Annotated in this window: 10 protein-coding genes; 4 read left to right on the top strand and 6 right to left on the bottom strand. The window is 55.6% G+C overall.

The window, feature by feature from the left end; genetic code table 11:
• Positions 1–21: 21 nt before the first annotated feature.
• A complete protein-coding gene (gene dctP / locus NKI25_RS06465; RefSeq protein WP_352618835.1) occupies positions 22–1,140 on the bottom strand; it encodes a TRAP transporter substrate-binding protein DctP in 1,119 nt (372 codons plus the stop codon).
• Between the two features lie 372 nt (positions 1,141–1,512).
• Between dctP and NKI25_RS06460 the strand changes: the two genes are divergently transcribed.
• The gene (locus NKI25_RS06460) at positions 1,513–1,887 is read left to right on the top strand and encodes a site-specific integrase (RefSeq protein WP_352589771.1); all 375 of its coding nucleotides are present in this window, start codon (positions 1,513–1,515) and stop codon (positions 1,885–1,887) included.
• 378 nt (positions 1,888–2,265) lie between these two features.
• Here NKI25_RS06460 and NKI25_RS36440 read toward each other — a convergent pair whose 3' ends face one another.
• Together NKI25_RS36440 and NKI25_RS06455 are read right to left on the bottom strand one after the other, a co-directional pair.
• Positions 2,266–2,538, bottom strand: a complete 273-nt coding sequence (locus NKI25_RS36440; RefSeq protein WP_502897332.1) for a beta-barrel domain-containing protein — start codon at positions 2,536–2,538, stop codon at positions 2,266–2,268.
• Positions 2,539–2,654: 116 nt separating this feature from the next.
• Positions 2,655–3,752 carry a cupin-like domain-containing protein gene (locus NKI25_RS06455; RefSeq protein WP_352570606.1) on the bottom strand — a complete coding sequence of 366 codons (1,098 nt, stop codon included), beginning with the start codon at positions 3,750–3,752 and terminating at the stop codon, positions 2,655–2,657.
• A 183-nt stretch (positions 3,753–3,935) separates the two neighbouring features.
• Between NKI25_RS06455 and NKI25_RS06450 the strand changes: the two genes are divergently transcribed.
• Positions 3,936–4,076 (top strand): hypothetical protein, encoded by a 141-nt coding sequence (locus NKI25_RS06450; RefSeq protein ID WP_352589768.1) that lies wholly within the window; start codon positions 3,936–3,938, stop codon positions 4,074–4,076.
• A gap of 67 nt (positions 4,077–4,143) precedes the next feature.
• Here NKI25_RS06450 and NKI25_RS06445 read toward each other — a convergent pair whose 3' ends face one another.
• From NKI25_RS06445 to NKI25_RS06435, 3 genes are read right to left on the bottom strand one after another with little or no spacing between them, the layout of a single operon-like run.
• Positions 4,144–5,469, bottom strand: coding sequence for an HlyD family type I secretion periplasmic adaptor subunit (locus NKI25_RS06445; protein ID WP_352618839.1), 1,326 nt, complete (start codon positions 5,467–5,469; stop codon positions 4,144–4,146).
• A complete protein-coding gene (locus NKI25_RS06440) occupies positions 5,466–7,109 on the bottom strand; it encodes an ATP-binding cassette domain-containing protein (protein ID WP_352691727.1) in 1,644 nt (547 codons plus the stop codon). The genes NKI25_RS06445 and NKI25_RS06440 overlap by 4 nt, the downstream gene beginning before the upstream one ends.
• Before the next feature lie 60 nt (positions 7,110–7,169).
• On the bottom strand, positions 7,170–8,732 hold the full coding sequence (locus NKI25_RS06435; RefSeq protein ID WP_352589759.1) for a hypothetical protein: 1,563 nt from the start codon (positions 8,730–8,732) through the stop codon (positions 7,170–7,172).
• Positions 8,733–9,398: 666 nt separating this feature from the next.
• On the opposite strand from NKI25_RS06435, the gene NKI25_RS06430 reads away from it, so the two are divergent.
• Together NKI25_RS06430 and NKI25_RS06425 are read left to right on the top strand one after the other, a co-directional pair.
• The gene (locus NKI25_RS06430; RefSeq protein WP_352998268.1) at positions 9,399–11,549 is read left to right on the top strand and encodes an ATP-grasp domain-containing protein; all 2,151 of its coding nucleotides are present in this window, start codon (positions 9,399–9,401) and stop codon (positions 11,547–11,549) included.
• Positions 11,536–12,060 carry a hypothetical protein gene (locus tag NKI25_RS06425; protein WP_352998267.1) on the top strand — a complete coding sequence of 175 codons (525 nt, stop codon included), beginning with the start codon at positions 11,536–11,538 and terminating at the stop codon, positions 12,058–12,060. Before NKI25_RS06430 ends, NKI25_RS06425 begins: the two co-directional genes overlap by 14 nt.
• Positions 12,061–12,262: the final 202 nt, after the last annotated feature.

Genomic DNA, 12,262 nt, shown 5'->3' with positions numbered 1-12,262 from the left:
ACAGGACGGGCGCGGAGAGCCTCAGAGGTTGATCGACAATCCCTGATACATGTCCGGCGTAACGTAACCGACGGTCGGGTTCTCCATCACCTCAAGCTGCAGTTTGAAGATGCGCGCCGCGTCCTTATCCTTGTTGGCCCACTCGAACCAGATTGGCACCGCGATTTCCTGGAACTTCTGGAGGTCCTCCGGTCCAAGCCGATTGATTTCAATGCCGGCATCCAGGAATTTCTGCCAGGCCTCCATGTCGGCCTTCTGGATGGCCCCGAAATGGACATTGGAATAGACTTGGATTTCGTCTTCCACGAACTTCTTGAGGTTGTCCGGGAGTTGGTTCCAGACATTCATGTTGACGGCAAAGTCCATCAGGTCGACGGGCTGGTATACGGACATCAGACCGGCTGGGCCCATGGAAATGTACTTGGTCACCTGCTGGAACCCGAGCGCCCAGTTTACCGCCGGCCCAGTGTAGTCGGCTGCATCGATCGTGCCTTTCTCCAGCGCGGAGAACACCTCGCCGCCCGGCAGCAGCGTCGTCTTGGCGCCGGCTTTTGCGAATGTCTCGGCGATCATGCCGCCAGGTACGCGCAGCTTCAGGTCTCTGAAATCCTCGATCGAGCGGATCGGTGTCTTTGAGTGGATGATGTTCGGGCCGTGATGAATGCGGTTGACGTAGTAAAGACCTTGTTTCGCATAAAGGTCGCGCGCGGCCTGCAGACCACCTTTCGAATAGAAAAAGATGTCCCATTCGTGCGGATAGCGTAGCCCCATCGTGTAAGAGGAGAGGAACGCCGCAGCGGGAAGCTTACCGGCCCAGTAAAGTGAAAACGAGTTCATCGCTTCCAGAACGCCGTTCTTCACCCCGTCGAGGAGTTCGAAGTCACCAACGATGTCCTTTGCCTTGAACGGCTGAAATTCGAGTTGGCCTCCGGTCTTTTCCTTGATGGCCGCACACCAGCTCTGGAAAGTTTCAAGTCCGACGCCAGCCGGCCACGAGGTTTGAATTTTCCAGATGATTGTGTCAGCGGCTCCTGCCCTTCGAACCCAGGGAGCGGTAACCGCCGTCGCCGTCAGCCCGGCGACAAGTCCGCTCGACTTCAGGAAGCTTCGCCTTGATTTGGAATGCGATTCTCCGTCCATTGTCTTCCTCCCTGTTCGGCAAGCGGACAAACGATAGGCCCACCGCCGGTCTCAAAAACTGAAAACCAATGACACATCCTTTTTGAGGGATCAGAGCATGCCAGCGCCACGAACGACAGAGAAAGAAACGGCGCAGCATGCAAATAACATAGCGCGACGCAAGCATTTTCAACCACTGCGCGCCCGACCCGTAATATGCTCGTGCGGTTTCAATAAATCCACGGTTTTAGTGGGTCATCGGCTAGTCAACGCGGCGTTCCTTCGGCTTATACGAAGCTCGGTGCGGCTTCCGTCCCTGCTTCTCAAGCCGAAACATTGGCCGGGTGACTGCACTCCATGGTCCTGGTCTGCGTCCGCTGCCTGGTTCGAGTGATGCGCATCGGTAGGGCTCTCTACCCCGAGCAATCGCGTGACTGGCTATTCCCAGCAGAGAGCGAACGCGGTCACGTCATCGAGCACAAGGAGAAACGCAGCGATCTGTCGAAATGGGGGAATGACCTGCGGCAGACTTTCCGGACAATCGCCCAGGCTGCAGGCGTTGCGGAGTTGGACGTCCATCTTCTGATGAACCACTCGATCCCGGGGGTTAACGCAGGCTACATCACGCGCAACAAGCTGCTGAAGCGATCACCTGCGACAGCAACAGGAAGCAATCTCACGTTGGATGCTCGAAGCTGGGCGGTCGCGAGGGAATCAAACGAGGCTTCGCGCCTGGCCCGTCCTTCCCAGCAGGCGCCTACTTTCTGAGCTGATGAGCGGCAAGGATTAGCGGCATCAAACGTGTTCGGGGGGTCGAGTCGGTAGAGCGCTACCGCCTTTCCCCACACTCGTCGAGCTGCCAATTCAAGCTGCGTTGCTGCCGGTGAGCAGAGTCCGCTTGCCGGCGCGCCATATGAAGCACTATAGCAAGGAAAATCGTAAGCGGTGTTTCCGCGCGCCAAAACAAGATCGCCAGAGACGGGCTGTATGGGTCCGGTGACAAGTGTGCGCATGTGAAATGCCGCGACCCGGCGGGTAGAGAATTCACGTTTAGCTCTCTTCTAGTCCCGCGAATTCTGGAATAAGACATTATATTCGCCCAAATTATACTTTAACTTGAGCTCCAAATTCTTTTTGCCCGTCCCTTTATCCACGAAGGGCGCGCCCCATGGCGGCAGAGACCGGCGCGCTGAGATACTCCCATGCTGACCTCGCTCCAGTTTCGATCATGACCTGCGTGCTCATCCCAGCTTGCAATGCTGCAGGCGCTGCTTTCAAAGACTCCGGTCTCAGAGCAATTCGAACTGAATAGAAAGCTTGACCGGTCCGAGGATCAATCAGTTGGTCAGCTGAAAGAGTGCGCATATCGCCGCTCATCGCTTGCTGGTAACGTCTGCTCACAGCGCTCAGCCAAACCATCGCGTAACCGCCGTCCCCTCCTCAGCTTGTCGCAGGATGAAGGCGATCTGCACCTCCGAAAACTTCAACTCAGTGGAAAATTCCAGCTCAGAACGGTCAGAAATCCGGGATGCAGGTCACTGCCGAACAGGTAGTCCAACCGCGGGATGCGAGAGCGCCTCAAACTCTGCCTTCGTTAGGTCTTGCTCGGTCTGAAACCACCGCGCCATGAGGACTCCGAGATCTTCGGGGATCCGCAACGCCTTTGCTTGGTCCCGCCCCAACTGCGCCAGGAATGCGCACCATTGATCGTATTCGGTTTTGCCGGTGTCGCTCTTCCACTCAACATAGGCATGCTGGGCCAGAGTCTTAATTTCGTCGGTGGGGATCGGTTCGATGCCGTAACGGTATGCGCCTTGCAGGACCTGATAGCCGAATACAAGCAGAGCGCCGGCCCAGTCCAGCGCACTCCGTCTCAAACGCCGGTTGATGCTGACAGAGAATCCCTCGGTTTCAACCTCATGCCACCAATCGACCGGCATATACAAAACGTCACCTGCATTCAGTACGGCAATCTCTCCATGCAGTTGATTCAACAACGGGAACTGGTCAAAATCGGGATTATTCAAATCCACAAGCGCCCGCCTGGGCTTGTCGGCCGTCTTTTCATGCTGCGGATAGATGAAACTATAATCCCAAGGGGGGAACATTTTTACGGCTTTTGTCCCGTGTAGCTGCACCAGGAATGCGTACCAATGATCATAATGCGCCTTGGCGGTAACCCCTTCGGAAGCAACATAGGGAGACGAGCCAACGAACTCCAGGTCGCTTGGCCAAGGCAATGCCTCCAGAAGACTGCTCGGGACTTTCCCACCAAACATGTAGTAGCGCTCGTTTGCATCGATCAGTGGTTGCCATTCCCCCTGGCCTAGGATCCGCTCGAACAACTCACGGAAGGTCATTTCGTGTGTCATCCCGCTCTTGCGTAAGACATAGGATGCAGTGGAAACCGTGGTCTCGTCCCCTGGAACCACCGTAACCTGCCCGGTATGCCGCGCCCATTTGGGGTCATCCAATCCCCAACCGTCGGAGGCTGCAACCCAGCCTCGAACAACAAACGGCCGATTTTGTCGGATTGCCGTGGAGATTTGCTTGCTGTCAATCTCCTCGATCGGTTTCATGTTAAGCTTTGGCGTTTCGCGAGCTGATTCAGCGAGTTTGGCGTTGCTGGCCATGGTTTCCACCCTTATTGAGATGACCTTAATCAAAGAAATGAAATACAAATTGCGTTTCAGTTGGATGATATGTGGCTGTCGGGAGCAATGTCGTCGTGCATTCGAATGGCAGCGATCCAGACACTTGGTGTTCAATGGCCGTGCTGATCGACGAAAGCCGTCAACTGGCAGCGGGATACGCCGATGGCCTGGCAGAGCTTGGCGCTGTTTCCATTCCTCACCGTGCGCGAGAATGTCGAGTTCGGCCTGCGCATGCGCGGCGTCGACAGGGCCGAGCGGCGGCGACGCGTCGACTGGTGGCCGCGAATCTGGGAGAAGACATAATACTCGATACTCGCCCCAATTATACTTGAACGGGAGCGTAAAAGTCTTTGTCTATTGCTCGTTCTCTTTATTCACGAAGAGCACGTCCCATAGCGGCATAGACCGGCGCGCTGAGATACTCCCATGCTGACCTCGCTCCAGTTTCGATCATGACCTGTGTGCCCATTCCAGCTTGCAATGCTCCAGGCTTCAAAGACTCCGGCCTCAGAACAATTCGGACTGAATAAAAAGCCTGACCGGTCCGAGGGTCAATTAGCCGGTCAGCTGAAAGAGTGCGAACGTCACCGCTCATCGGTTGCTGGTAACGTCTGTTCACAGCGCTAAGCCACACCGTCGCGTGCAGCCCCACTTTCACCTGATCGACGTCGAGGGGGTCAACGTTTGCCACAACAACGAAGCTATCCTCCTGAGGGACGATGTCCATCAGCGGCTCTCCCGCCGTTACGACCCCTCCGTTCGTGTGGACCTTAAGTCCCACTATGGTGCCTCCGATAGGAGCACGTATCTCGGTACGCGTCGCCACGTCATCAGCAGCGGCCATTCGCTGCTCGTATTCGTATATTTTGGCGCGGGTTTCTCCTAGTGTCTCGACGATATCGGCCGTCGTCGAGGCGCTAAGTTCGGCAATCTTGAATTTCGTCTCCTCCATCTTTTGCTGGGTCGCGCCGATCGACGCTACATACCCGCTTAGGGCACCTCCCACGTCCGCCTTTTCTCTTTCCAAATCTACAAGGCGCGTCCTGACTACCAACTTCCTTTCGTACAGGCTGCGCACATCACCTAATTGCTCCTCGATCAGCTCGAGCTTCCGGGTAGCCGCTACCACTTGCCCTTCAAAACCCTCTATCTCCTTCGCCATGCTTCCGGTTGCTTGCTGCAGCAGGGAGAGCTGCTCTCTGAAGAGGTTTTGACGTGTCCGAAAGACACTCTCCTGCCCGGAAACAGCATCCGCTGCCAATTTGCCGGACGCTTTCAATTCAGGCGGAATTTCGATCGAGTCCTTTCCATCTCTTTCCGCGACCAAGCGCGCTTCCGTAGCCTTCGCCTCGTACCACTGCGCCTTGATTTCATTTGCAGCAGCCGCCGAAGCGGTGTTTTGCAATCGTATCAACACCTGGCCTGGCGACACGCGATCTCCTTCTTGAGCCAATATCTCTGATATGATGCCGCCTTCGAGGTGCTGAACTGTCTTTACGTTTGACGCGACATTCACCACCCCGGTGGCCAAGACCGCACCCTGGATAGGTGCCGCGACAAGCCACATGCCGGTCAGGGTCGAGAAGGCAGCGACAATCGCGAAACCAGAGATCACTAAACGCCTACCAAACGGCGGCGGATCTTCGGCTCGCTGGGTACCGGGGTGTTTGGTGCCAAGGGCGAGCGAAGCTATCACTTAACGCTCCGCAATTCAGTTTTCCCGAAAGCAACGGGACGAACGGAACCTCCGGTGAGCTCGGGCGATCGACTTCCTAGGATCAGCGACCTATCAACTAATCCGGCAAGACGGTTGGTCTGTCCGGATATGGTGACAATTACCGAGCTTCCCGCATCCTTCATAAGCCTAACCGCCGACTCGAGGGTCTTCTTCGAGGCAGCGTCCAAATTGGCGAATGGCTCGTCCAAGACAATAAGTCTCGGCGCGCGAAAGAGCGCGCGGGCAAGGGCTACTCGCTTCCGTTCACTCCCGGACAGGCCGACCGAGTCGTTAAGCAAAGTGTCATAACCCTGGCCCAGACGAATGATAACTTCGTGTATTCCGGCTATTTTTGCTGCGGAAACCACGTCATCGATAGAACTTTGTTGAAAACGTGCAATATTTTCCGCGACGGTTCCCTCAAAAAGTTCAACATGCTGAGGTAAATAGCCGATGCCGCCAACTCTAACATTATCCGGAAGCCTGGTTATGTCCATGTCTCCCAAGCGGATCTGACCGGTGCGGGGCTTGAGCAAACCAATGAGAAGACGAGAAAGCGTCGTCTTGCCGGTGGCTGCACGTCCTATGACCAGCAGCAATTCCCCAGGAGCCAGAGAAAGCGACAGTTTCCTAAATACGTCTGCTCGCGATCCAGCATGCCTGAATGTAACTTGATCGAGAACTAACGAGCCTTGCGGCGTTCCAGGAAGCAGAGACGGCTCTACGTCCAACGGTTTGGCAAGCTCCGCCTTGATCTGAGAGTATCCCTCCCGCGCTTCCCTGAGGCTTCTGAGCTCCCGAACTGCCTTTTCCACCATTCTGTAAGCAAATCTGGCAATGAGCCGGGCTGCAAATACGCCTCCGAGGGACGCCGAATCGTTCAGGAACAGCCAGATGCCCGATGCCAATAGAACTATGTAAACGCAACGGTTCAGCGCCCGGATCGCTGCATCAAGGCTCGATCCTCTGGCATTAAGCCGCTCCCGCTGCAAAAAGCCATCTACTCTGTTCCTACCCCAGCGACCGGCGATCGCGTCGGCCATTGCGAAGGCGCCGACTACGTCTTTGTGCCTTTCCGCTGAGATCAATACCTCTTTCGCCTGCTTGGCAGCTTCACGTTCAGCTTGGCGGGGCTCTTGTGTGATCTTTTCTTTGAGCAGGCTCATACCTGTCAGCAAAGCCATGCCTGCCAACGCGATCAGGCCGAGAACAGGATGGATCAAGTATACACATAACAGGAAAACGGGAGCCCAGACCACGTCCAGCCAAGCAGCTAGCCCTCGCTCAACAAAGCTGGAGACTTTCTCGATGCTGGTCAGAAGCGGCGGATTGGGGACGCCTGCCGTCAATCCGGCTTTCACGGACTGGCTGGTCAAGTGGTGCTCGATCCAAACGCTCCAGCGGGAAAGCATACGACGACGAATGGCTTCCAGCACGACGCCGGTTACCAGGGCGAGCAAGGCGGCCAAGGTCAGAATAACGAGGGTTTCCACGCTGCGGCTGGAAATGACCCGGTCGAATATTTGTATAAAATAAAGCGGCCCAGCAAATCGGAGCGCATTGATACAGACACCAAAACCCACAACCGCAGCAAGGCCGGGTATCGACCTTCGCCACATTTCGCTGAGGGGGGCGCTGTACCGCCGCCTACCTCGTGTTCTCAGCAAGGACACCGTCTTTCACGCCCGTCCAAGCGGGGCATGCTGGTCGGGGTCCTCGTTGAAAATTCCCGAGAAATTCATGATCATCCCATCCAAATCGTCATGAGGGCTCAAAGCAGGTCCCGCAAGAACATTTGGCTGAAGCCGATTTGCTGCCCAAAGGCGTTCATCGTGATCAACTGCCTCGAACATCGACCAAGCTCCGCTCACGAGGTTGTACATTTGGGTGGCGGACAGGGGAGGGCACCCGAGGGCTTGGACCAGGCTGCCCAGAGATGACTTGAGGGCTCCACGGGTTTTTGCCAAAACTGCCGCTTCTATCAACTCAGCGGGCGCCTGGATCGACATAAACGCGGGGTTCGAGCTTTGCGATAGCAACTCGGGTAAGGTGACCGAGACGCTCCCAAAGGGACTGGGCCATGTCGCCCTGCTGTCACTGGCAGGCCTTCCCGGACCAGGTGTTTCTCCCAACTCTGCCTGAATCAGTTCGTGCGCAAGCTTCCCCAAAAAATCAATTCGCAGCTGGGAAGAGTAGGCTCGACCCTGGTCGAGTGCCGTCATTGGATTTGGGGAATCAGCAATACGCCGTAGATATGGATTATTGCCCTGTCCGTTAGCCAGTTTTTCAGAAGCGCGAGCCTTTAGAACGGGGCTGAGTGCCCCATCCTGGAGCTCCCATGGGGAATAGACATGCAGGCCAGTGGCTTCTTCAGCCTCCCTCACACCGAGCGGCGATCGGCCGATCCTGCCACTAATTGCAAGTACCTTGTGGCCAGCAGCGCGGAGGGTATCAACTCCATACTTTGCTCCCATCGCGTCATAGGAAGCGAAAATCGCGCCAAGAGCCATGCTCCGAAAAGATTCAGCCAGAATTAGCTCGGAAGTTTCCTTCTGCTGCAGCCCATCGGCAATCTCAATAACAGCGACGTCACATCCATTTTCAGCGGCATGGTTCAGTAGGCGGAAAGCACCCTTCTCAATCAACTCTACCGGGGCTAAATACGTCGTTGCAAATCCGGCATCTGTGAAATCAAGAACGATGTCGGCTCCGGCATCCCGCACAATCCAGGTGTCGCCACCCGAGCCAGTTCCTGTAATTTTCAGTGCCGCGACCTTCAGTCCCGCCTTTTTGAACCCTCGGACCAATGACGTTGCCGTCAATGTCTTGCCGGCGTTCATTGACGTCCCAAGCGACAGAACAATCGGCAGAGAAGGGGGTAAATCGTCTGAGCTGACCTTGTAATCCCACACGTTTAGCCGGCGGCCGAACTTGTCGCCAATCAGGCCGAGCGGGGTGATCTTGGTTGGCGCCAGCATGCGAGCATGCCTGGAAAGCTCACATGCCGCGATGCCGCCCCCCGCTACCAAGTCGCACGGCCCCAGATCGGGGCCTATTACCGCCTCGAACTGGTCAGGAGCGTACCTGTTTCCATAACAGAGGATTATCTCATCTCCGCGAAACATGATCGCCTTTCGCCCGCAGATGAGCTCCAGTCTGCTGTGATTGCCGAGTTCATCAACGCGCGCCAAAACAAGATCGCCAGCGACGGGCTGTATAGGTCCGGTAACGAGTGTGCGCATGTGAGATGCGGCGACCCGGCGGGTGGCGAATGCTCGTTTAGCTCTCTTCAGGCGCCCGCGCTTAATTCTTGAAACGGACATGAACCCCCCAACTTACATTTGGATGGCATTTAGAAGTCTTTTCTGTTGTATGTATAAGATTAAGCCCTTTTCTATACTCCTCTCCGTTTGCAATCGATTATCCAATAACCAATATGATTGGATAAATATGATTAGATAAATAGCATTAGATGCCCAAAATACATACCCAAGCTGACGACTTTTAACGGCTATTAACACTATAATGTCTGGATCTCTGCCATTCGAATGCATGACGACATCTCCCCGCGAGGCCACATACCATCCAGCTGCATTGTCCGGATCAGGCCGGCGGGAAATCCACTGGTCTTTCAAGAGAATAAGAACGCGACTTCCGGATGCTGCGGCCGTAGCGTTTAGGCTGAACGCGGGGGATCAGAGATAAAGCGTGCTTAAATGTGGTGGAATGCGCCACATCTTCGCCCCTTCACATCGGGTCTTGCCGAAGCCGCTCATGCCCATCGATGCGATGCCCGTTTCGAGATGCATTTGAAGTGGCTGCAGCGGAAGCGTGGTCAGGAAGTCTGTATTGTGGGAGACGGTCGAAAAGCAGGCGGAGCGTGAACATCCGGGGTCAAAAGTGGGGTTATGGTCAGCCTATCTGAAGAGTTTGGACAAATTGAGATTGTCAATTTTAAGGTGCTATCGGGACTTAACGTGCATAGCACGAACACGGTGGTCAAATTAACCCTGAATATCGGGCGGCTAGCGGTTTCTTGCATCTCCGATTTTACTGCGCTGGCTCGCTCAGCGCTGTCCGAAATGTTTCCCGGTTGTGCACAAAACGCTTTGGTCCCTCGCTACATTGCCGACGCAATCCTGTCCGCTGATCTTGAGCTTCGCCGCGCGATGAATTTCTATTCGTTTTCGCCGACGGCGTCGCTAATAGGCGATCCGTCCGAAAGCCATCTTGCAATCGTTTGGGAGTCGGATGACCCGCAGATGTCGCGCGCGGCTGCTTCGGCTGTCGTTGACGCGATTGGTGAGGCGGCGCGAGGCGAGGACGGGGCAGCGAAATACGCTCAGACTCGGGAGCTAAACCTGGAAAGGGCGAAGAGACGACGTCTTTCAAATTCGACCGCTGTGCTTGTAGCTGCAGCTAAGAGAAATCACATCCCGTTCGAATTCATTGCCCGTAACCACCTTCGCCTTGGCCAAGGCAAGCACCAGAAGCAGCTGTTCTCGACGATATCGGGTTCTACATCGTTTGCGTCGGCGAAGGTGGCCTTGGACAAAAGGCTGGGCAACAGACTTTTGGCGCAAGCGGGGATCCCAGTACCCCGTCAGATTACCGTTCGCACCAAACCTGAGGCCGTCGCTGCCGCCAAACAGCTGGGTGAGACCGTCGTGGTCAAACCGGTTCAGGGAAATCAGGGGCGGGGAGTCTCGGTTAAACTGCGGGGACGCCGTGCAGTTGAGGCTGCATTCGATATAGCGCACGACGTCACTCAGTCAGAGCGGTTTGGCGTCTTGGTTGAGCAGTTCATCGCCGGCCCGGAATTTCGAGCGACAGTCGTTGACTATCATCTCGTGGCGGCGGTCATGTGTTGCCCCCCCCAAGTCGTTGGCGACGGTGAAAAAACGATAGTTGACCTGATTCATGATTTGAACCGAGAACCCGACAGAGACGGGAGACGTCTTTCTCCTGTAGAGATTGACGATGAGCTGCTACGGCACCTAGCCTTGCGTCGTCTTACGCTGGAGTCCGTCCCAATTTCCGGGCAGCCTTTGGTTCTCCGACCTACCGGCCACCTCGCCCGTGGAGGCGTCCCGGTCGATGTTACAAACTCCGTTCATCCAGATAACAGGCAACTGTGCGAGCGCATCGTGAGAGTCATCGGCCTTAACATTGCCGGGATAGATCTCATCATGCCCGATATTGCAAGATCATACAAAGAGGTCGGGTGTACTGTCATCGAGGTAAATGCACGGCCGGGGATCGAGTTTCATCTTTGGCCGCGAGCGGGGACCTCGAGAGATGTGAGTGAGATAATCCTGGCCAATATGTACAATGAGCCGGGCTCTTCGGAAATTGCCACCGTACTCGTCATCGGCGATCGACACACTGGTGCGGTGGCGACAGCAATCGATCATCGGTTCCAGGCGGAAGGGCGAAGAGTTGGTCTCTTGTCGAAAAGAGGCGCTTACATCAACACTGTACCCCAGGAATTTGGGCGGCGGACAACCCCGCAAATGCTGGCCAGAGACCCGTTCCTGGAAGCCCTGGTTTATGCAGCCTCTCCGGACAGACTTTGGGCGAGCGGTCTTTGTCTGGGTGCTTGCCGTGCGGTCTCGATGACTCGAACGGATGCAGACAATGGTACAGTTCTCGAAGATCTCGCTCAGCGAGTGTTGCAGTGCGGAAACCAGGGCTATTTCATTGTCAACAGCGAAGATGAATGGCCCCGCCGTGCGCTGTCGACCTTGCCGATTACACGACTAATATTGGTCAGTTCCGAGCCTGATACTGATACCGACCTACGTCGGCACCTACAGAGTGGTGGTTTGGTTCTAACTTTGAGATGGAGCACTGACGGATCGGGTGCCAAAATGGCGCTTTTGTCGAGATCTGGTGAGCTAGCCGCGGAAGCCCTCGCATCTATGTCTCAGTCGCGGCCACCGCAAATAAAGGCTGCCATGCACGCAATGGCAATGTCGTATTTGGCAAAAAAGGATGGCTGGTTCGATGAAGTGGCCCCGTTTCCTTCAGTTCGGCCCGAGACGAATGACGTTCGATAGCAGTGATGAGTTTATCGATTCTGCTCAAGCTAAGGAGAGTAAGGTTATGAACACTGTTTCGCCGATTGCAACACCGAGTGTTTCGCTAAGTGATGCGGCGACACTCGTTGCTTTGACTTTGAAACGCACCACAAACAAAGCGGGACAGCCGCGAACCCGTGCAAGAATGTCGTACAAGACATTCAGGCGCCTGACCGGACGGCGTGTCGGCGGGGCGGCGTTCGTGAGAGGCTTCACGGAGGAATTGTTGAAGCTAGGCTGGCTGATGGTCCGTATGCCATCGGCTTACGGCTTCGTGCGCGCCGCCTCCCTCGACAAGTGGCGTCTCATAAAATCAAATATGGTCGCGGAAGAACTTAAGGTGATTAAGGAGGGATCTGCGGCGAAGGCATTGGAGAGCGCTCGGCAAGAGCTCGCTGGATCGGGTGAGAATAACGGTTCAGCAGGCGGCCTCAGTAAGGCAGTTCGAATAAGCGGAGAGAAGAAAAAGCCGGTCGCAAGCATCGGATAGATGTGCCTCGTCAGGAGATTGATTTGTGTAGCCCCCATCAGGGGCAGGCGAATTGAGGCCAAAACGCTGCCGGAAGCTGGGCTGCAGACTCGGATCCAGCTTCCCACCATGGAGCGAAAATGCGGCCTCAGAGCATGTTGAAGGACAATCTCCACGCCCTGTAGAGAGTTGGCCTCAGGGCAACCGACGGCATGTCCTTTCG

The organism is Mesorhizobium sp. M0808, assembly GCF_040320025.1.
In the GTDB taxonomy this organism is placed as follows: domain Bacteria; phylum Pseudomonadota; class Alphaproteobacteria; order Rhizobiales; family Rhizobiaceae; genus Mesorhizobium.
Note: the sequence above shows the minus strand (reverse complement) of the source record. Positions and strands in the feature narration are given on the sequence as shown.

Excerpts from the sequence above, each read along its gene's own strand:
- NKI25_RS06430 (WP_352998268.1), top strand. The coding sequence starts at position 9,399 with ATGGTCAGCCTATCTGAAGAGTTTGGACAAATTGAGATTGTCAATTTT.
- NKI25_RS06425 (WP_352998267.1), top strand. The coding sequence starts at position 11,536 with ATGACGTTCGATAGCAGTGATGAGTTTATCGATTCTGCTCAAGCTAAG.
- NKI25_RS36440 (WP_502897332.1), bottom strand. The coding sequence starts at position 2,538 with ATGGTTTGGCTGAGCGCTGTGAGCAGACGTTACCAGCAAGCGATGAGC.
- NKI25_RS06440 (WP_352691727.1), bottom strand. The coding sequence starts at position 7,109 with ATGTGGCGAAGGTCGATACCCGGCCTTGCTGCGGTTGTGGGTTTTGGT.
- NKI25_RS06435 (WP_352589759.1), bottom strand. The coding sequence starts at position 8,732 with ATGCGCACACTCGTTACCGGACCTATACAGCCCGTCGCTGGCGATCTT.
- NKI25_RS06460 (WP_352589771.1), top strand. The coding sequence starts at position 1,513 with ATGCGCATCGGTAGGGCTCTCTACCCCGAGCAATCGCGTGACTGGCTA.
- NKI25_RS06455 (WP_352570606.1), bottom strand. The coding sequence starts at position 3,752 with ATGGCCAGCAACGCCAAACTCGCTGAATCAGCTCGCGAAACGCCAAAG.
- NKI25_RS06450 (WP_352589768.1), top strand. The coding sequence starts at position 3,936 with ATGGCCTGGCAGAGCTTGGCGCTGTTTCCATTCCTCACCGTGCGCGAG.
- dctP (WP_352618835.1), bottom strand. The coding sequence starts at position 1,140 with ATGGACGGAGAATCGCATTCCAAATCAAGGCGAAGCTTCCTGAAGTCG.